Genomic DNA, 20,554 nt, shown 5'->3' with positions numbered 1-20,554 from the left:
AGAACGAGCAACCGGATGATGTGCCGACGCTCGACAAGTGACATGCGGTTCCAGGCCCTTTGAACCGAGGACGAATCCCTCAGCTGACACGCCAGGGGGTCGAGTTCCTCCAGCTCCTCGATTCTCATCAGAGCCGCTCGGATCTTCGGGAAGACGACTCCACTCGTAAAGCCGGTAACGGAGGGGCTGAGTCTGCCCCTCGGAAGAGCGTTGGTGATGACGACGCTCTGCACCTCATCATTCGCCCGAGGCATCGCTCTGGGAGTCGCGCCACTGCTCTTCGCTCAACCAGGTGTGACACCCCCCGCGAACGCGGCGCTACTCAATCCACGCGGCGGCGTAGCTCTCCAGCGGTGAGTTCGCCCCTGCGAAATGCCCGAGATCGCCGACTCCTTTGATCCCGCGGCCCCATCTTGCAATTCACCGCACCGGCTCGCCAGGACGGGCGGGCGCACAGATAAGGTTCGTTGCAGATGCTCCAAGGCTGGCCATGTCGCCATCCTCGCGGGCACGTCTAGCGCTGTCCGAGATCCGGAGGAACACCGATCGTGTCAGGAATCACCGGAGGCGGGTCGGGAATCTCACGCCAGGACCCGCAGCAGGAGCTGTTGTCTGAGATCGTCGCGGGAATCAACGCGCTGTTCGTTGCAGAGTTCGCCGACCCTCAGATCGAGGGCTTCGTCATCGCGGCAACCGGCATGGCCAAGGAAAATCGGCGGATCGCCGACCAGATCGATCACAATGCGCTCGATCAGTTCATAGCCTCACCCGAGCTGCGGGAAACCCTGACCGATGCGGCAGTCCTGAACGAGGGGACATTCGGCAAGCTCACCGGCGCTCTTACCGGGGAGAGTGAGCGAGCAGACCAGTTCATCCGCCTCATCGGCGCGTACTTGTACCAGTCGCGCCGACTTCGGGCGGTCGATGTGGCTGATGCCGGGGACGTCGATGCGTCGGATGGGGTGCGGTGAGTCGATGTCAGTGAAGAGGAGCGCTCAGCACCCGGCAATCGAATATCTGTTCGCGAAGGCGGACGACGGTGTGCACGCAGAAAGGGATACCAACCGGTACTCCGGGGAGCACACGACGAGCGTCTCCCTCGCTCATGCCCTCGCCGTCGGCTGCCTCAGCCGCCTGGACCCGAGTCAGTCATCCGTCGACATCTGGGATCCGGCCGTCGGCTCTGGCTTCGCCGGATCCCTAGTTCTTGAGGCGCTGCAATCAGCAGGCGTGCAGGCGCGCTACCGCGGCCAGGACATCAACGAGAGCGCAGTCGAGGAGAGCAGGCGACGCTTTGAAGGGGTTGCCGATGTAGAGATCGCCCAAGGCAACACATTGGCCAAGGACGCCTTCGAGCACTTCATGGCCGATCTAGTGATCGTGGACCCTCCCTGGGGCGTGAGCTGGGCGGGCTCGGCTTCGGCTGTGGAGGCTCGACAACAACGAGGCGAGTTCAGCTACGGCCTTCCGCAAAAGTCCGACAGCACGTGGCTCTTCATCTCGCTCGCATTCGAGAAGCTGCGCCCCACCGAGGAAGGTGGTGGACGGATCGCGGCTCTGGTCAACCCAAGCGCACTGTGGGCAGGTGGGGCAAGCGGGGCTGTGAGGCGGAGGATCGTGGAAGCCGGCTGCTCGAGTCGGTAACCCGGCTGCCCGATGGTCTGGCACCGAACACCTCGCTTCCTCTGTATCTGGCAACGTTCACCAATAGGTCAAACGAAGTCATGCGAGGCAAGGCGATGATTGCCGATCTTCGGACACAGTTCACGACCGAGCGCCGGCACCGCTCAATGTCGATCGCTGCATTTCGCGAGCTCGAATCAGGGCTGAGGACGGGCAAGCCCGGGCCCCGAAACCGGACTATCGCCATACGGCAGTTCACCCGAAGGGAGGCTCGGCTGGCTCGAGTGTCCAGTGAAGGGCGGGAGCTCTCGTGGCGTTTGACGACGTACAACGACACAAGTATCGACAGCCAGTTCTTAGATTCCCGCTACGGTCCGGACTCCGGTGTTTTGATCGCCGAGGAGCCACGCGAGGTCATCGATCTCGACCCGAGCCGGATCTTCGGGGATGACGCGCGAGAGATTCTTAAGGACATCGAGACTCACGGGTGGGCCGGGCGACGCCTGAGCAGCCTTCTTGCTCGTGAGCCTGAGTCGCTCACGAGCGCGATCGATGCACCGTCGGAGCGTCGGCTCTTCGTCCCGACCACGCGTGAGGGCAGGGTTGCCGCAGAGAGCGGTGATACGGGTTCTGACGGTCGAATCCTCTCGATCCAGCTTGACGGCGACCAGGTTGAACCGACCTTTCTGGCAGCCTGGCTCAACTCGGAGCAGGGCGTTTCCAGTCGGCGTCGGGCGGTCGAGGCCAGCAGTTCAGGCGTGTTTCAAGCCCTGAGATCAGACACTGCCGCCTTGATGCGTTGGGCGGATGAGCTCGTTCTCCCCGTGCCAGACCGAAGCACCCAGCTCGCGCTGGCTTCGGCAGACGAGCAGCTGGGCTCGTTCCAAGCGATGCTGAGCGGTCAACGGGAGAACATCTGGTCGGCTCCGGAGAGCGCGGAGGATGTTGTGAACGCAATGGCGCATGCGTTTGACGACTCGGTGAGCGCATGGCTCGACCAGTTGCCGTTCCCCATCGCTTCAGCCTTATGGACCGCTGAGACCGCGGCTTCGCTTGGCGCGCAGCAGCGCGCCTATATCCACGCCTGGGAAGCGATCGTGACCTTCCACGCTACCGTCCTGCTCTCTGCGAGTCGAAGCGATCCGGGGAGTAGTAGCGAGGTCGAAGCGGCAATTCGCCAGACGCTGCAGGACCAGAACTTGGGTATCGAACGGGCCTCCTTTGGGACTTGGGTGATCATCATCGAGAGGACGTCCAGCGGCCTCCGTCGTGCGCTCGAGAAGGGCGGCGCTGACGAAGTGGCTCGGATCCGCCGAGCCTTCGGCGACCTCACCCAGACCGGTGTCGAGAGACTGATCTCGAAGAGCATTGTCAACAAGTTCAAAGAAGTGAACGTCAAGCGGAACCGGTGGCTCGGTCACACGGGCTTCACGTCCGACGAGGCGTGGACAACACAGGTTGCCTCGTTAGTGTCAGACCTCAGAGACCTGCGGCAACTGCTCGGAAACGTCTGGGCGCAGCTCGTTCTCGTTCGTGCGGGCAGCGCCAAGCGCGCGCGTGGAGGGTTCGTGCAGTCTGCGGAAGTTGCGGTCGGGACCCGATCTCCTTTCGCTACAAGGGGCTTCAGCGTCGGAGACATGATGATGGACGGCGAGTTGTACTTGGTGAAGGACGGCTCGCAGTCACCGCTGCGCCTCGGACACTTCGTTCAACTTCGCGCTGCGCCGCCCAACGCTCAGTACACGACCTACTTTTATAACCGTACCGATGGGGCCAACGTCCACATGGTCAGTTACCAGTACGGGTCGGATGACCTGCAGGACAACTTAGATAACTTCTCTGAGGAGTTCGGTGCCTTGCGTCTCGGAAGCAGCAGAGCTGAATGACATGTGACTGGGGGAATGATCGACAGGAGGGCATCGCTCTGCTTGTCCGCGAGCACGGCGTAGTCCGCCAGACCGTCTACTGTTATCCGCGGGCAAGTGCCGCTCCGGACTGAGGCCAAACAGGACCGCCAACTAGGAGGACAAACAAATTGGAGCCCTACAAGTTCCCGACCCCTCCCACCTATCAGGACTTCGAGACGCTTATCGAACGCCTCACCAAGGACCGGCATCCGGATGCGACGGTGCAGCGCTTCGGCCGAAGCGGACAGGTTCAGGACGGAGTCGACGTTCTCATCACGAGGAGGGATGGAACCGCCGACGGGTACCAGTGCAAGCACGTGAAGTCGCTTGGCGAGGCCACGGTCCTATCCGAGGCGCAAAAAGCGAGCAAGTTCCCCGGCGGACTGAGTCGCTTCATTATTTACTCGACGACACCTCGGGACACCGAGGACCAGATCGCCGCGCGAAAGGCGAGCAAGAAGCACCCATTCTTAGTAGTCGTGAGCTCGTGGGATGACATCGCTGTTGATATGATGAACAACCTGGAGGCTTCGCAGCAATACATGTCGCAACTTCCGCTGCACAGCCTCTCCGACTCATATATGGAGCAGTTGAGGGTCGCCTTCGACAGGCCCGCCTTCGTACACTCGGCAGCTCACGAACTGTCCGTTCAGGAGCAGCTCCAAGCGATCAAAGACGTCCAAGAGTTCCTCTCGACGGGGCAACTAAACACCCGCGACGCGCGATTCGTGCTCCGCAGCCTACCGGCATCCTCGGTACCGGGTCTCCGGTTGCAGATGGCCGAGATTCGCAAACTTCTACGCGTCCTGAGGAACGAGGTCACCGCTGCGGCAAAGGCTGAGCGAACCGCTCATCGACAACGAGACGTCAATTTCGCTGGCGGGCAGTTCGACGACGGGATCGATACGGCACGCGTCGCTTTGATGCGTTACACAAGCGCCGTTCTGGCCAATCACGGTGTAGCGCCTATCTATTTTGACGCACCCCAATAACTGCTCATCCACCCGCTAGCTCATCTATTTTGGGATCAAATGCCAGAGCGGCACACGCCGATGAGGCTCCGGTAGCGCAGCGTCTTCAGGCCTACCGCCTACGATGCACACGACCGCACACTCAAGTGGTTCGCTTGCAACGACGACCACCAACGGAGTTGGACCCGATCCCTGCGAGATTTGTGTGCCCGAATGGGGTGGCGGCGGGTTCACGAATTGCATTCGCGCCCCTAGTCAGCGTGAAACTGTGTCGGGTCGACGGTGCTCCGCCCTGGTGACGGTGCCAACGTGGCACAATCCGTCATCCCGGGCACGAGGCAGTCCGCTTGTATCTAGATTGGAATATCGTGGAGGGGGAGTTGTGGACGACCCTGGACAGCCGATGCGGCCTTCCGCCCCCCAACGAACTCGGTGTGCCGAAGGTAGCGCTACCCAAGTGCATGAGCACCACGAATCCCTATAACGAGCGCGTTTCGGGGGTGTTGTTGTTCAGGTGCACGGGCAGCCATGCTTCGCCGCAGCTCGGTACCTCAGCGGTGAGATGCCCGCGGCGAACCACATACCCACCCCGTCAATCATCTATATCTGCCCTCAAGTGCCGAAAGGTTTGAAGGGCAGGGTTCGACATGGGCACGTGATGGAACCGCGCCCATGTTGCGCACGTCCAAGGATGTATGAACGACGAGCGCGACCGCCTCACCGAGACCCTCGACCTGCTCACGTGGGACAGGTCCACGTGGGACATCGACCCTCCGCCCGGCTGGTCGGCAGAGCTACAGCGGTTCACGACCGACGACTGAGATGGGTCCAAGCGAGACGGCTCATAGAAGGGTCGCAGACGTCGGGGACACGCCTTCTTTGTCACTCCTCAGCGAGATAGTCCCAGCGCCTGGGGTGAGAAGATGAGTCATGGCTGTCTACTCTGCACGTTCTCGCCGGTCAATCGACGAGCTGTGTGTCCAATGGCGTGAGGCTTCCCTGATTGGGGATACTTCCTTGCTGCGTCCGAATGAGTTTCCGGACTCTTGGTCTGAACGCGGGCTCGACGAGCTGAACAAGAGGTTTTGGGGCAACCTCCTAGAGGGCGAGGAGGGCGGCGGAAGCTTCGAGAGCAAGTGGGAGCTGCAACTCGAGGGTGCCGGCGCCGAGGTCAGACTGCTTGCCGCCGAGTGCTTGTTGGTCTACTACCTGGTTACTGAGGCAGTCGGCCCTGCCCGAAAGACCGAGATGATCAACAAGACCATCGGGCCTGATAATCCAGAGCTACAAGTGAGTACCGACAGCCGGGCGTACCAGGCGCTGCAGAGCTCGATCGCCAATCCGGGTCAGTACTACAACACCCGTCAGGACATCCATGTCGGCTACCTGATGGATCTAGCTTTGCGGCTGAAGCAGAAGTCGCCCGAGGGGAGGGCCGCACTGCTGCACGATAACCCCTGGGGGTTCGCACAGTTCGCCGACGCAGGGGAGCGCCAGAGCGATTCGATGCGCCACATCGTGTGCCACCTGCTGTATCCCGAGCATTTCGAGCGAATTGCCTCGAACCAGCACAAGGAACTCGTGCTGAAGGCGTTCGGCGAACTCGACACTAGTGACCCAGATGCCAGCCAGGACGAAAAGCTGTATTCAATCCGGCAGACGTTGAAGAGACATCTGCCCGACTGGGATGAGGACCGCCGCGACTATTACAGCTCCGATCTCGAGCCAATCTGGCGGCCTGTGACGAAATCCGGGGACAATGAGGCACTGAACCCGGAGTTCGCTCTGGAGTTCAAGAAGCAGATCGTCTTCTACGGGCCCCCCGGTACCGGCAAAACTTATCGTGCGGGGAAGCTCGCTGAGACTTTGATACGAACCGCGGCCTTGCAACGGTGGGGTGTGGGTGACTACTTCACCAACCCTGACAAAGTCGATCAGGCAGTCGTCGACAACGTAACGCGCCTACAGATGCACCCATCTTACGGTTACGCAGAATTCATGGTCGGGCTTCGCCTCGACGCCGACGGCGGGACCACCCACCAGCTCGGCGCACTGCCGCGGCTGGTGGAGCGGATGCGTACCGAGCGCGAGGGTCTGGGGGAACGTGCACTGCCGCACGTACTGATCCTCGACGAGATAAACCGCACCGACCTGAGCACAATGTTCGGCGAGGCGTTCAGCGCGATGGAACGCGACAAGCGCGATACCGAATTCGAGCTGTTCGCTGAGGGTGACGACGGTGTGCCGATCCGCTTCACGATCCCTGGTGACCTCTACATCATCGGCACGATGAACGAGATCGACCAGTCGGTCGAGGCTTTGGACTTCGCGCTGCGTCGCCGCTTCTTCTGGTTCGCCACGCCGTACGACGAAGAGGACCTGTATTCGATATGGGTGGCGCAGTGGAGCGAGCAGTCCGTGGTGGTGGAATGGAGCAAGGCTTTGGCCCAGCTCGAAATGCTCGCCGGTTGCGTCACCCGGCTGAACGCACGGATCGGCCAACTGCCCGAGCTAGGGCAGGAATACGAACTCGGAGCGGCTGTGTTCGGAGACTTGCCGTATTTCCTTGGGCGTGAGTGGCGCAATAAGCGCCATGGCCGTAACGGCGGCAAGTATCTGTGGGACGCCAATGGCAAGCCGCTTGCGCCGCTGCGCTCATTGTGGGCCTTGTCGATCCAACCCGTACTGGCGCAGTACCTGGCTGGCTCGGACCGGCGGGCGGAACAGCTCGCTGAGCTTGAACAGCTCCTGCTGGCCCGGCCGACAAGCTGACCGTGTCTGACAAGAAGGGCAGGACCGAGGCAGAAGTGGTCTCCGAGGGTCGGTTGGTGATCAACGACTTGACCTCGGAGGCACACTGGGATCGCAGACCGACTGATCAAGAACAACGCTGGCTGGCCGAAATCGCCGAGCTTTCGCCGGAGCCGTTCGTCCTGAACGCGCAGCTGCGGGGAGACCACGAGCCGACGATCGAGCCAATTCTGGCCAGGGATGCCGACGGTTGGCGAGCCAACCGCTACATCGGCGAGATCCGCCACAAGGGAAGGACTTTGGAGATCAGGCCTCGCCTGGGCATCGAGACGATCACCGGATGGATTAGCACGATCCTCAACGTCCAGGTGCTCCCACACACGGCCGCACACTCCAGTGAGGCGAGCAATGTAATCACGCAACTCCTGGCTGCATTGTGGCGCGCTTCTGTGCTCACGGCAGGCCAGCACGCCTTGCCGAGGGCAGGGGCAAAAGTTAGCTCGTTCGGCCTGTCTGTTCACGGGCGTCTCGACGTGGCGGCCACCGCCCGTCGGCGGGCAGCTGGGTACCACGGCTTGGTGTCAACCCGGGTGGTACGTAGCTACGACAACGCGCCGGCGAGTGCGGTAGTCCTGGCGGACCGATACTTCGACCAGCGACTGGCCGGAGATCGCTGGCGCGGGGCTCGCCTCCACGACCAGATAGCTATGCTGCGTGCCGCCACCGGAGCTCGGCCAAAGATGCCGACGCTGCACGAGATCCGGACGGCTCGCTACAGCCCGATCACTATCAAATGGCGGCGGGCAGCTGAGCTGTCGTGGGGAATTCTCAACGAGGACCCGCTAGGTGTCGCTGCCGCCGACGAGTCGACTCACGGAGTGCTGATTGACGTCGCCGAGCTGTGGGAGCTGTTCGTCCTGCACTGCGTTGGTCTGGCCACCGAACAGCCCGTAATGCACGGAACAACCGAACAGGTCTCGGGCCACCTCGCACGCTCCACAGTCGATCCTGATCGCACAATCGGCAAGCTTTATCCCGATGTCTTCGTAGGGGAAGACCCGATTGCGGCGCTACTGGATGCAAAGTACAAGAGACTTGGCGGCAGGCGCGGGGTCGATCGCGAGGACCTCTACCAGCTACATGCGTACTCCTCGACGTTCAAGGCGCCGATCGCAGCGCTGGCCTACCCATCGACCAGTGTCGAACTGCCAACAGCTGAGCGAAACAGCCCCTGGCAGACGAATGACAGCACGCTTTCGTTCCTAACTCTGCCGACAGAGAAGGATCGATGTGTCGCAAAGCTGACGCAATGGTTCGGCGGTCATTAATACCTGTGGTAAACACACCTGGTTGGCCGGTCTCGACTCTGGGGCGTTAGCAGTCATCAGAGCGAGGGACAAACGGTGTGAAGTATCCCAAGCGTTGTGGCGGGTTGGCATCACGAGAGCCACTTGTTCGTGCAGCAGTAGCACTGTCTCAGGCCGTCCCTTAACCCACCTTCACGGCAGCAATCCTGATCGAGAGTGGACGAAGAGGCTGTGGACGCCTGACTCGAGCGGCCGGTAAGGTTGACACCTGTAAAAGCGTTGTGAGGCTAGATAATTCAGTGGATGATCGAGAAAGGATCATCCCTCTCCTCGCCGCTCCGCTTCCGTCTTCCACGACAGACGAGCGCTTGCACGAGATTTCTCCTGTAGGCGTTGGTCGCACCACTTGCTCGATCAGGCCTATATATCGGTACACCTTGGGGATCGGAAAGTGCGTTACGCATACCCCTAAAGAACTATCTCTGGCGCCAACATCAGCATTCTGCTCGGGGCCGTTCTGCTGTTGGTCAGAGCCGCGGCGCTCAGTCCGCGGGTCGGCGCCGCTTTGGCGGCGGTAGCCCTCGTTGCCTTTGTTGTCGTCGCGAGGCCGTCGCCGAGTGTTCTGCGCGCCTCGGTGATGGGCTTGGTAGGCCTGCTCAGTCTGGTCACTGGTCGGCGCAAACAGGCGCTGCCTGCTCTTGCTGCCGCCGTCATCGTTCTGGTTGTCGTGATGCCCGAGCTGGCCGTCGACTGGGGGTTTGCGCTGTCGACTACTGCGACGGGCGCGCTGGTGATCATTGCGCCGGTGTGGGTGGACGTGCTTCGCCGAAGAGGCTGGCCCCGTTGGTTTTCGGAGATGACAGCTGTCTCGGGTGCTGCGTTTGTCGTGACTGCACCGTTGGTGGGCGCCATGGCGGGAACCTTCAGCGTAGTCACGATTGCCGCGAACATGGCGGTGGCGCCCGTGATCGGAATCATCACGGTGTTCGGTGCGGTGATTGCCTTGTGTGCGCTGATCTGTCCACCGATCGCGGTGTTCGTCGCGCCATTGGTGCGGCCGCCGATGGGGTGGCTGCTGTGCGTGTCCGAACGGGCGGCGGCGCTTCCCGGAGCGTCGGTGGTAGTGCCGTCAGGACTCATCGGTGCCCTCGTCGTCGTGGGAGTCCTACTGGCCGCGGCCCTGACGCTGTGGAATCGGATTTCGAGATGGGTGCTCGGCGTTCTTGTTCTGGGAGTTGTTCTGGCCCTGATCTTTCAACACGTGTTCGGGGGTGGCCGTTTTGCTCCGGGGTGGGCGCTGGTGATGTGCGACGTCGGTCAGGGGGACGGTCTTGTGCTCTCGACTGGAGACGGCAGGGTAATCGTGATCGATGTCGGTCCTGATCCCACGTCGATGGATCGTTGCCTGAACATGTTGGACGTCAACGACATCGCGTTGCTGATGATCAGTCATTTTCATGCCGATCACATCGGTGGATTGGAAGCAGTCCTGAGTGGGCGTTCGGTCGCTGCGATCGGAGTCGGGTCGATGTTGTTGCCGGAGTCAGGTTTTCGAGCGGTGAAGGATGCCGCCGACTCGCAGGCCGTTCCGGTTGTCTCGTTGCTCGCAGGTATGGAGTTGACGCTGGGATCGGTGAACGTGGAGGTTCTCGGTCCGTTGGTTCCAGCTCCCCGCGATTCCGTCGATGCCGCAGATGCAGCCAACGATCAGTCGCTGGTGGTGATGGCGCACACGGGCGCGGGTCGAATTCTGTTGACGGGCGACGCCGAAGTTGCGGGGGAGGAGGCCATCCTCCGATCGGGAACGGACGTGAAGGCCGATGTGTTGAAGCTGCCCCATCACGGTTCTCGGACCACGTCGTCGGCATTTCTGGAAGCGGTGCGTCCGAGGTTGACGATGATCAGCGTCGGCGTCGGCAACAGTTTCGGGCACCCGAATGCGGAGGTTCTCGATGAACTGGATTCATTGGGCGGGGCGGTGGTTCGGACCGACGTCGACGGCACCGTCGCTGTGTACGGCGGGGGCGGCGGGTCTGTGTCGATCGTGTCGGTTCCTCGTGGGACCATCTTCGGGTGAGTAATCCGTCTGGAGTCGATCCGCTGCATCTTGTTCTCGGGGACGACGAGTTCCTGATCGACCGCACGGTATCGCAGCTCATCAGAGCCGTCCGCGGTGACCGCGGCCAGGGTATTTCGGATCTCCCGGTGACCAAGATGCGCGCGGGCGACACCAATGCTCCCGAGTTGGCCGAGTTGCTCAGCCCTTCTCTTTTTGCCGAAGACCGTGTGATCGTCTTGGAAGCGGCTGCAGAAGCAGGCAAAGATGCCGTAGCGCTTGTCCTGGAGGCTGCACGCGAGCCGGCAGAAGGTGTGGTTCTGATCGTCGTGCACTCGGGCGGCGGTCGCGCGAAAGCGTTGGCGCCGGCCCTCGAGAAGCTCGGCGCGACGGTTCACAACTGCGGAAAACTGAACAAGAGTCAGCTTGTCGACTTCGTCCGGGGTGAGTTTCGGACCGCAGACGTCAGGGTTGCGCCAGATGCGATCGCCGCGATGATCGAAAGCGTCGGCTCCAACCTCCGCGAACTAGCGTCGGCCTGCTCGCAATTGGCGGCAGATACGGGCGGCAAGATCGACGTCGATGCGGTCCACAAGTATTACTCGGGCAAGGCCGAGGTTTCCGGATTCGACGTGGCCGACAAAGTCATCGTCGGCGATACCCGGGGTGCGCTCGAGGCGCTCCGATGGGCAGATCAGATCGGAACAGCCCATGTTCTGCTCGCGGATGCCCTCGCTGACGCAGTCCACACCATCGCGAAGGTCGGCCCGTTTGCACGGGGCGGTGACCCGTTCCGGTTGGCGTCGGATCTCGGAATGCCGCCGTGGAAGGTCAAGAAGGCGATCAAGGAGGTCGGCGGCTGGGATCCCACGTCGATCGGCGCTGCGATGCAGATCGTCGCCGCCCTCAATGCCGACGTGAAGGGTGCCGCAGTCGACTCGTCCTTCGCCCTGGAGATGGCAGTGCGGAAAGTGTGCGCGTTGCGGAAGAACTGAGTACAACGTGGCCTACTGCGCGTCCGGCCAGAAGTAGTCCGACGACAGTGGCGGCCGTGGCCTCACCCGCCCGGTAGTCGAGGCGTTTCACGCAGGCTTGCTCCAACTGAGTATGCGGAATGGCCTGAGGCTGTGTCGTTGGTTCACCTGTTCTGATGTCGGTCACCCGTAGTGAGTCGTGCGACACCGGATTCACCACACTGCCGCAGGCAATGGTTTCTTGGCCGATTGTGTCCACCGGCACCTTCACGGTGGTGAGTACCGCTCGTCCAACGGCGAGAAACGCCAGAATCGCAACGAGTGAACACATCACGCCGAAGAAGATCCGGAATTCGCTACGTTGCCTGCGCCTACACCATCCGTAGCTTGCGGCACCTCCCACGACTGCAACCGTCAATGATTCCCACCAACGAGGGATTCCCAGGGCGGCCACTACGCCGAAAGCGACGACCGCCCAGAAGACAGTCGGGAACAACCAGCTGCGAGGGCGCTTCCCGTGCCCGTTGATCGCCATCATCAGACGGTTGCAGCCCGCTCCACATATTCGCTGCAAGACATGGATGGCGGGTCTTCGCACTGACCCGATTGAATACGCAAAATAGCCGCCTGGTCTTTCGACCTGGCGGCTATCGAGACGAACCAGTGTGACGGCGAACCGTCACAGTGGAAACGTCAGAGCTTGTTGGCAGCCTGCGAGAGTGCAGACTTCTTGTTGGCAGCCTGGTTGGCGTGAATGACGCCCTTGCTGGCTGCCTTGTCGAGCTTGCGGCTGGTGGAGACGAGGAGCTCGTTGGCCTTGTCCTTGTCACCGGCTGCCGCAGCCTCGCGGAATGAACGGATCGCGGTACGCAGCGAGGACTTCACCGACTGGTTACGGAGTCGGGCCGCCTCGTTGGTACGGATTCGCTTCACCTGGGACTTGATGTTGGCCACGCGTAAAATCCTTGTCGTCTTTAGCTGGTTACGGTCGAGAAAGCTGTGGGCGCACTGATGCACCGACTGGCAAGATTACCAGCCGAGGGCCCAAGAACCCAAACCGTCGCACGTTGCGTCTGTCGAGAAGGGTACACCGAGCGCCCGATTTCTCGCCGCGCTGCCGAATAGCCCCACTTGTAGCAGCATGTTGCCCTATGACGCCGCCGCCTTCGAAAAGTTCGAGTAAAACAGGTTCGACCACCACCCGAGCGCGTCCTGCCGCAGTGTTCGACGGATATTCAGACATCGGTCGCTACGAGTTGGCTTTCGACGAGATGTTCGAGCCCGACGGCTCGGTGCGTGGTCCGTACAAGGGTGTGTACAAAGCCCTGGCGCCGACGAGCAGCGCCGACCTTGCCGCGCGTGCCGACGCACTCGGACGCGCATTCATCGACCAGGGCGTGACGTTCTCGCTGTCCGGGCAGGAGCGACCGTTTCCGTTGGATCTGGTGCCGCGCGTCATCGCCGCGCAGGAGTGGTCGCGGCTTGAAAAGGGCATCAAGCAGCGAGTGAAGGCGCTCGAGTTGTTCCTCGCGGACATTTACGGCGAGCAGCGAATCCTGCGCGATCACGTGTTGCCGCGCCGCTTGGTGACCTCGTGCGAGCACTTCCACCGTGAAGCAGCCGGCATCGTGCCGCCCAACGGTGTGCGAATTCACGTCGCGGGTATCGACCTGGTCCGAGACGAGGCGGGAGAGTTCCGAGTCCTCGAGGACAATCTGCGATCTCCGTCCGGTGTCTCCTATGTGATGGAAAACCGTCGCACCATGACTCGGGTGTTCCCGGATCTGTTCATGTCCCACAAGGTGCGGGCGGTCGGTGATTACGCAACACACCTGCTGAGGGCGCTGCGTGCGGGTGCTGCACTCAACGAAGCGGACCCGACAGTGGTTGTTCTCACACCGGGTATCGCCAATTCCGCCTATTTCGAGCATTCGTTGCTCGCTCGTCAGATGGGTGTGGAACTCGTCGAAGGTCGCGACCTGTTCTGCCGCGACAACATGGTGTACATGCGCACTACGGAAGGCGAGCGCCAGGTCGATGTCATCTATCGCCGCATCGACGACGAGTATCTCGACCCGATGCACTTCCGTCCGGATTCGATTCTCGGCGTCGCAGGCCTACTGAATGCGGCGCGGGCGGGTAACGTGGTGATCTCGAGCGCCGTCGGCAACGGAGTCGGTGACGACAAACTCGTCTATACCTACGTTCCGCAGATCATCGACTACTACCTCGGTGAGAAGCCGCTCTTGCAGAACGTCGACACGTTCCGCTGTTGGTTGGACGAGGAGTGCGAGCAAGTCCTCGACCGCGTCGCCGAACTGGTCATCAAGCCGGTGGAAGGGTCCGGTGGCTACGGAATCGTCTTCGGACCCGACGCGAGCCCCAAGGAACTGGCCGCGATCACCCGCAAGATCAAGGCAGACCCGCGCGGGTGGATTGCGCAGCCACTCGTGCAGTTGTCCACGGTGCCGACCAAGATCGACGATGTTCTCTCGCCGCGCCACGTGGACTTGCGGCCCTTTGCCGTCAACGACGGTGAGGACGTGTGGGTGTTGCCCGGCGGCCTGACCCGGGTGGCACTTCCGGAAGGTTCGCTGGTGGTCAACTCCAGCCAGGGCGGCGGAAGCAAGGACACGTGGGTGCTTGCGAGTCGCACCTCTGACGAAGACCCAGAGTTGTCAGGCGAGGAACTGGTGTCCGAGCCCCCGGAATCCGCGGAGCCGGTGCAGGGTCCCGAACTGAGCACCTCGCAGCAACAACAGCAGCAGCAACAGTGAACACCTCGGAAGTGCCCAGCTACCAAGAACTATCAGTGAACGGAGCGTGGTGACCGATGCTTGCTCGCAACGCAGAGTCCCTCTACTGGATCGGCCGCTACGTCGAGCGCGCCGACGACACTGCTCGGATCCTCGACGTCGCCGTCCATCAATTGCTCGACGACGCCACCGTCGACCCGGACCGCACGTCGCGTCTGCTCCTGCGTGTCCTCGGCATCGAGGCGCCGGAGGGCAAGCTCGACGTGCGCTCGCTCACCGATCTGGTTGCGTTCAGCCGCAACCAGGTTGGTTCGATCGTGGACTCGCTGGCAAGTGCTCGTGAGAATGCTCGCGGGGCGCGTGAGGTCACGTCGAGTGAGATGTGGGAGTGCCTGAACACCACGTACAACGGACTGGCCGAGCGTGAACGTGCCTCACGCAGGCTGGGGCCACACGAGTTCTTCCGCTATGTGGAGGAACGCGCAGCGATGTTCGCGGGCCTGGCGGATTCCACGCTCAGTCGCGACGACGGCTATCGGTTCCTTCTGCTGGGCAGGTCGATCGAACGTGTCGACATGATCGTGCGGATGCTTCTGGCGCGCGCCGGTGACCGCCCGTCGTCGCCGGCATGGGTCAGCGTTCTTCGCTCGGCGGGCGCACATGACACGTATCTGCGTACGTATCGCGGAGCGCTCGACGCCAATCGCGTCGTCGAGTTCATCTTGTTGGACAGGCTCTTTCCGCGCTCGGTGTTCCACTCGATCAGGCAGGCCGAGAAGTGCCTGCAGGAGCTCGACCCGCAGCCGGGCAGTCGCGTCGGAATCCGGGCGGAGGCGCCGCGGCTTCTGGGCCGCGCACGCAGCGAACTCGAGTTCCTGCCGCAGGGCGTGTTGCTCGAGGATCTGCAGGGACGGTTGCTCGGTTGGCAGGAGACCTGCCGCGAACTGGGTGAGGCAATTGCATTGCAGTACTTCCACGCTGCGCCGTGGGTCGCGTGGACGGATGCCGGCGCCGCGTATGCGGAGTCGACGGTGGAGGGAGAGCTGTGAGCTGGCGGATGAGGGTCGTGCACACCACGGGATATGCGTACGACGCCCCGGTGACGTCGTCGTACAACGAAGCGCGATTGACACCTCGCGGCGACACCAGGCAGACGGTGATACTCACGCGCGTCGAAACCCAGCCGGCAACGCGTTCCTACCGATACACCGATTACTGGGGCACCGCGGTGACCGCCTTCGACTTGCACGCCCCGCATACGGAACTCGAAGTGACCGGGCTGTCGGTGGTGGAGACGGAACCGTTCGTTCAGCCCGAGGAAACCGTCGACTGGGATGAATTGTCGGGAAACGCGATTAAAGATCGATTCAACGAACAACTGAGTTTCACGAGATATGTTCCGCGTGATCGTAAGCTGGCGACAATTGCCAAGGAATTGCGCAAAGATAAATCACCTGAAGATGCAGTAGTGGCTGCGTCGCAATGGGTTTACGGCGAAATGTCATATGTTCCCGGTACGACCGGAGTGCATACGTCGGCGGTCGAGGCGTGGTCGGCACGGAAAGGCGTCTGCCAGGACTATGCGCATCTGACCTTGGTATTGCTTCGAACGATGGGGATACCGTGTCGATACGTTTCCGGCTATCTCCACCCCAAACGTGATGCGGCAGTCGGGGACACGGTGGTCGGCGAATCGCACGCGTGGATCGAGGCGTGGACCGGCGCGTGGTGGGGATACGACCCGACCAATGCGATAGCTGTGAATGAACAGCATGTCTCGGTCGGAATAGGAAGGGACTATTCGGATGTGCCGCCTTTGAAGGGAATCTTTTCCGGTGGACGTTCCACAGATCTCGAAGTTGTTGTGGAGATCACCAGGCTTGCGTAAAGTCCGGCAAATCTAGGCGCGTGAGCATTACTACCGTTCGATGAGAAGAAGGTGGGAATATGTCTCCAACTGCACAGGAATTGACTGAGATCGAACCGATCTCGGATGTGAAGAAGTATGCGGCCGAAGCGGTGGGAACATTTGTGCTCGTGTTCTCCGCAGTCGGAACTGCCGTCTTTGCAGGTGCGAAAGTCGGCAACCTCGGAGTTGCCTTCGCATTCGGCCTGACCCTGCTGTTCCTCGTATATGCGATCGGCCCGATTTCCGGTTGCCACGTCAACCCAGCCGTGACTCTCGGCCAATTCGTGATCGGGCGAATCTCAGCCGTCAATGCGGCGATTTACGTTGTCGCGCAAGTGATCGGCGGCTTGGTCGCAGGCGTCGTGATCTACACGGTGGCCAACAGTCTCCCGGCGTACAACCGTGCTGCTGACGGTTTGGGTGCAAACGGTTGGGGCGCACACAGTCCGTCTGCCGAGAAGAATCTTCTCGGAAATGTGGTTTCCGACGGCTACGGCATCGGTGCCGCCATGATCATCGAGATCCTGCTGACAGCACTGCTGGTATTCGTCGTTCTCGCGTCGACCGACCAGATCTCCGACGTGCCTCTCGCCGGGGTGTCCATCGGCTTCACCCTGGCCGTCATTCACCTGATCTCGATCCCGATCGACAACACCTCCGTCAACCCCGCTCGAAGCCTCGCTGTCGCGCCGTTCCAGGACGGTGCACTCGGTCAGGTGTGGTTGTTCATCGTGTTCCCGCTCATCGGCGGTGCGCTCGGTGCACTCATCTATCGAGCACTCTTCGGACGGTTCAACCGTATGGACAGCTGATCGACACTGTTTCCATCGTCCGGGTCGGCTTCAGCTCCAGCTGAAGTCGGCCCGAAGTTTTGCCGCGACCGCGTCGAACTTCTTGTGATCCATGATGGCGCCCTCGCGCCGGATCCCGCTCTCGGGAACGTCGAGCACCCGGTCGAGCCGGACCCAGCTGGGCCTTCCCTCGCCGTCCCATGGACCCGAACCGATTGCGAGCCAATCACGCTCGCCTTCGCGTTTGCTCTGCGAGGACAGCATCAAACCGAGCAGCGTGTTGCCGTCGCGGCCGACAACCAGCACCGGGCGGTCTTTGCCCTGGGTCGGATCCTCCTCGTAGGCAACCCAGGTCCAGACGATTTCGCCCGGATCGGCCTTGCCGTCGAGGTCGGGGGAGTACTCGACCTTGCGGGCGCGATGTGCGGTCGGAGACGTCCGCGCGGCGATCGGGCGGCCGGACGGACCCGGCTTCGAGGCAGACGACTGGGACGTGGACGACTGCAGCTGGCGCAGCAACGCAGGGCCCTTCTCCACCGCGAGGGCGCCGAGGGTTCTGCCGATCTGCTTCCACATGCTTGCCATAGCGTTCGAGCATAATCACCCGCCCGTGGGAACCCCTGGTACGGCGGCGCCGAGACTTGGATATCCTGAGGGTTGACAGTGGCCCGGATCCGGGCCGGTGCCGGTCCGACTAAGGGGTCTCCCATCAGCAGCTTCGCCGACAAGACGTTCACGGATCCTGCGCAGATCCGGAACTTCTGCATCATCGCGCACATCGACCACGGTAAGTCGACGCTGGCAGATCGCATGCTTCAGCTCACCGGTGTGGTCGAAGAGCGGGCGATGCGTGCGCAGTACCTGGACCGTATGGACATCGAGCGTGAACGCGGCATCACCATCAAGGCTCAGAACGTTCGTCTGCCCTGGACCGTCGACGGCGAAGAGTTCGTCCTCCACCTCATCGACACTCCCGGCCACGTCGACTTCACGTACGAGGTCTCCCGTGCGCTCGAAGCATGCGAGGGCGCAATTCTGCTGGTCGACGCTGCTCAGGGCATCGAAGCTCAGACGCTGGCGAACCTCTACCTGGCGATGGAGAAGGATCTCAAGATCATTCCCGTCCTCAACAAGATCGACCTCCCGGCCGCGGATCCCGACCGCTATGCCGAAGAGATCGCGCACATCACGGGCTGCGAGCCCGGTGATGTCCTGCGCGTCTCGGGTAAGACCGGTATGGGCGTCAAGGAACTGCTCGACGAGGTGATCAAGCAGGTACCTGCGCCTGTCGGCGATGCAGACGGCCCCGCCCGCGCGATGATCTTCGACTCCGTTTACGACGCGTACCGCGGCGTGGTCACCTACGTGCGTGTGGTCGACGGTCGGATCCGTCCCCGCGAGAAGATCACGATGATGTCCACGGGCACCACACACGAACTGCTCGAGGTCGGCATCATTTCCCCCGAGCCGAAGGCCAGTATCGGTCTGGGCGTCGGCGAGGTGGGCTACCTCATCACCGGTGTGAAGGACGTCCGTCAGTCGCGCGTCGGTGACACCGTCACCACCACCCGCAACGGCGCGACCGAACCGCTGGTCGGCTACCGCGATCCCAAGCCGATGGTCTACTCGGGCCTCTACCCGATGGACGGCTCGGACTACCCCGTGCTGCGCGATGCCCTCGACAAGCTCCGTCTCAACGACGCGGCCCTGGCGTATGAACCCGAGACGTCGGTTGCCCTCGGATTCGGCTTCCGCTGCGGCTTCCTCGGCCTGCTCCACATGGAGATCACCCGCGACCGCCTCGAGCGTGAGTTCGGCCTCGAACTGATTTCCACCGCGCCCAACGTCGTCTACCGCGTCGTGATGGAGGACGGGGCCGAGGTCATCGTCACCAACCCGTCGTACTGGCCGGAAGGCAAGGTTCGCGAGGTCTACGAGCCCGTCGCCAAGTGCACCGTCATCGCCCCGAGTGAGTACGTCGGCGCCATCATGGAGCTGTGCCAGTCCCGTCGCGGTGAGCTCGGCGGCATGGACTACCTCTCCGAGACTCGCGTCGAACTGCGCTACGAACTGCCCATGGGCGAGATCATGTTCGACTTCTTCGACGCCCTCAAGTCCCGCACCAAGGGTTATGCCAGCCTCGATTACGAGGAGGCCGGTGAGCAGCAGGCCGATCTGGTGAAGGTCGACATCCTGCTGCAGGGCGAGGCCGTCGACGCGTTCTCCTCGATCGTGCACCGTTCCAACGCCGGCGCTTACGGCGGACGCATGACGTCGAAGCTTCGTGAGCTGATTCCTCGCCAGCAGTTCGAGGTTCCGATCCAGGCCGCGATCGGCGCGAAGATCATCTCGCGCGAGAACATTCGCGCAATCCGCAAGGACGTTCTCGCCAAGTGCTACGGCGGCGACATCAGCCGTAAGCGCAAGCTGCTCGAGAAGCAGAAGGAAGGCAAGAAGCGCATGAAGACCATCGGTCGCGTCGAGGTGCCGCAGGAAGCATTCGTGGCGGCCTTGACGTCGGAATCGGTCGGCGAGAAGCCCAAGAAGTAGGAGCGCATGGTCACCACCTGGTTGTCCCGAGAGTTCGGAATCGAAATCCCGGTTCTCGGGGCGCCCATGGGTGGTCGCGCGGGCGGCGCGCTCGCCGGAGCTGTATCGGCGGCCGGCGGGTTGGGGCTGCTCGGCGCGGCTCGGTACAACACACCGGAGTGGATCGAGGCCGAAGCCGAAGTGGCCCGCTCGATCGGCGGAAAGTTCGGCGTCGGCCTGATGACGTGGTCGCTGCCCGAGAACGAGTTGATGCTCGACGCCGCGATTGCCGTCGAGCCGACCATGATCACCTTGTCGTTCGGTGATCCCGCCTCGTATGTCGGACGAATCCACGATGCGGGCATTCCCGTTGTGTCACAGATCAATACGCTCGAAGACCTTCGCATTGTCGAGGCCGCGGGTGTCGACGGCGTGATCGCGCAAGGCGGTGAGGCAGGCGGTCACACGGGCCGAATCGGAACCTTGCCGCTGCTGCAGGAGATCCTCGAAACGACATCACTTCCAGTACTGGCGGCCGGCGGAATCGGGACCGGCCGCGGTTTGGCCGCAGTCCTGGCAGCCGGCGGGGAAGGCGTGATGATCGGAACGGCGCTGCTCGCCAGCCCGGAGACGGTCGGGCCGGACTATGCCCGCGACCGCGTCGTCGAAGCCGGAAGTGCCGACACGATTTACACCTCGGTGTTCGACCGAGCGCGCAGTCAACCGTGGCCGCAGCGGTGGGGTGGCCGCGCGGTGGCCAACGAGTTCACTGCCGCCTGGCACGGAGTCGACGCCGATGAGGAAATGCTGGCAAAGGCGTACGACCCGTCGGATCCGCACAGCGGAGTCGTCTACGCCGGAGAAGCTGTCGGACTCGTACACGGAACCCATCCGGCCGGCGACGTGGTTCGACGCATCGGCGCCGATGCGGAGCGTCTGCTCTCTCGTTTCGCCTGAAAGCAAGGTCGGACACAGCCGGG

General features: G+C 62.1%; 16 protein-coding genes and 1 pseudogene. 15 read left to right on the top strand and 2 right to left on the bottom strand.

Annotation, left to right across the window (positions count from 1 at the left end; translation table 11 throughout):
- Positions 1 to 548 precede the first annotated feature (548 nt).
- The 9 genes and pseudogenes from AOT96_RS28990 (at position 549) to holA (ending at position 11,610) form a co-directional block, all read left to right on the top strand.
- Positions 549 to 971 (top strand): hypothetical protein, encoded by a 423-nt coding sequence (locus tag AOT96_RS28990; protein ID WP_065352645.1) that lies wholly within the window; start codon positions 549 to 551, stop codon positions 969 to 971.
- 4 nt (positions 972 to 975) lie between these two features.
- Positions 976 to 1,644, top strand: a complete 669-nt coding sequence (locus AOT96_RS28985; RefSeq protein ID WP_197523618.1) for an HsdM family class I SAM-dependent methyltransferase — start codon at positions 976 to 978, stop codon at positions 1,642 to 1,644.
- A gap of 263 nt (positions 1,645 to 1,907) precedes the next feature.
- Entirely contained in the window at positions 1,908 to 3,509 is a 1,602-nt protein-coding gene (locus AOT96_RS28980; protein WP_231917364.1) for a hypothetical protein, read from the top strand.
- Between the two features lie 149 nt (positions 3,510 to 3,658).
- A complete protein-coding gene (locus AOT96_RS28975; protein ID WP_065352643.1) occupies positions 3,659 to 4,522 on the top strand; it encodes a hypothetical protein in 864 nt (287 codons plus the stop codon).
- Positions 4,523 to 5,196: 674 nt separating this feature from the next.
- Positions 5,197 to 5,322, top strand: a complete 126-nt coding sequence (locus tag AOT96_RS36390) for a hypothetical protein (RefSeq protein ID WP_257784560.1) — start codon at positions 5,197 to 5,199, stop codon at positions 5,320 to 5,322.
- Positions 5,323 to 5,431: 109 nt separating this feature from the next.
- Positions 5,432 to 7,273 (top strand): AAA family ATPase, encoded by a 1,842-nt coding sequence (locus tag AOT96_RS28970; protein WP_065352642.1) that lies wholly within the window; start codon positions 5,432 to 5,434, stop codon positions 7,271 to 7,273.
- 2 nt (positions 7,274 to 7,275) lie between these two features.
- A complete protein-coding gene (locus AOT96_RS28965; RefSeq protein WP_065352641.1) occupies positions 7,276 to 8,580 on the top strand; it encodes a 5-methylcytosine restriction system specificity protein McrC in 1,305 nt (434 codons plus the stop codon).
- A gap of 457 nt (positions 8,581 to 9,037) precedes the next feature.
- Positions 9,038 to 10,636, top strand: a pseudogene (locus AOT96_RS28960) (ComEC/Rec2 family competence protein); the annotation flags it as partial.
- Positions 10,633 to 11,610: a DNA polymerase III subunit delta gene (gene holA / locus AOT96_RS28955; protein ID WP_065352640.1), complete on the top strand. Its 978-nt coding sequence runs from the start codon at positions 10,633 to 10,635 to the stop codon at positions 11,608 to 11,610. The pseudogene AOT96_RS28960 and the gene holA, both read left to right, overlap by 4 nt.
- Positions 11,611 to 12,282: 672 nt before the next feature.
- Here the strand turns inward: holA and rpsT are convergent.
- Complete coding sequence (gene rpsT, locus AOT96_RS28950) at positions 12,283 to 12,543, bottom strand: 30S ribosomal protein S20 (protein ID WP_003944567.1); 261 nt, start codon at positions 12,541 to 12,543, stop codon at positions 12,283 to 12,285.
- A 197-nt stretch (positions 12,544 to 12,740) separates the two neighbouring features.
- On the opposite strand from rpsT, the gene AOT96_RS28945 reads away from it, so the two are divergent.
- The 4 genes from AOT96_RS28945 to AOT96_RS28930 are packed head-to-tail and all read left to right on the top strand — an operon-like array spanning position 12,741 to position 17,066.
- Complete coding sequence (locus tag AOT96_RS28945) at positions 12,741 to 14,366, top strand: circularly permuted type 2 ATP-grasp protein (RefSeq protein ID WP_003944471.1); 1,626 nt, start codon at positions 12,741 to 12,743, stop codon at positions 14,364 to 14,366.
- Between the two features lie 56 nt (positions 14,367 to 14,422).
- The gene (locus AOT96_RS28940; RefSeq protein WP_003944483.1) at positions 14,423 to 15,394 is read left to right on the top strand and encodes an alpha-E domain-containing protein; all 972 of its coding nucleotides are present in this window, start codon (positions 14,423 to 14,425) and stop codon (positions 15,392 to 15,394) included.
- An 8-nt stretch (positions 15,395 to 15,402) separates the two neighbouring features.
- On the top strand, positions 15,403 to 16,233 hold the full coding sequence (locus AOT96_RS28935) for a transglutaminase family protein (RefSeq protein WP_007731033.1): 831 nt from the start codon (positions 15,403 to 15,405) through the stop codon (positions 16,231 to 16,233).
- 59 nt (positions 16,234 to 16,292) lie between these two features.
- A complete protein-coding gene (locus AOT96_RS28930) occupies positions 16,293 to 17,066 on the top strand; it encodes an aquaporin (protein WP_003944482.1) in 774 nt (257 codons plus the stop codon).
- A 30-nt stretch (positions 17,067 to 17,096) separates the two neighbouring features.
- Here AOT96_RS28930 and AOT96_RS28925 read toward each other — a convergent pair whose 3' ends face one another.
- Positions 17,097 to 17,630 (bottom strand): type II toxin-antitoxin system PemK/MazF family toxin, encoded by a 534-nt coding sequence (locus AOT96_RS28925; protein ID WP_050654647.1) that lies wholly within the window; start codon positions 17,628 to 17,630, stop codon positions 17,097 to 17,099.
- 72 nt (positions 17,631 to 17,702) lie between these two features.
- On the opposite strand from AOT96_RS28925, the gene lepA reads away from it, so the two are divergent.
- A complete protein-coding gene (gene lepA, locus AOT96_RS28920) occupies positions 17,703 to 19,595 on the top strand; it encodes a translation elongation factor 4 (RefSeq protein ID WP_003944564.1) in 1,893 nt (630 codons plus the stop codon).
- A 6-nt stretch (positions 19,596 to 19,601) separates the two neighbouring features.
- Entirely contained in the window at positions 19,602 to 20,531 is a 930-nt protein-coding gene (locus tag AOT96_RS28915; protein WP_030536619.1) for an NAD(P)H-dependent flavin oxidoreductase, read from the top strand.
- Positions 20,532 to 20,554: the final 23 nt, after the last annotated feature.

This window comes from Rhodococcus sp. 008 (assembly GCF_001682295.1).
Taxonomy (GTDB): Bacteria; Actinomycetota; Actinomycetes; order Mycobacteriales; family Mycobacteriaceae; genus Rhodococcus_F; species Rhodococcus_F qingshengii.
This window is presented reverse-complemented; position numbering and strand designations above follow the sequence as displayed.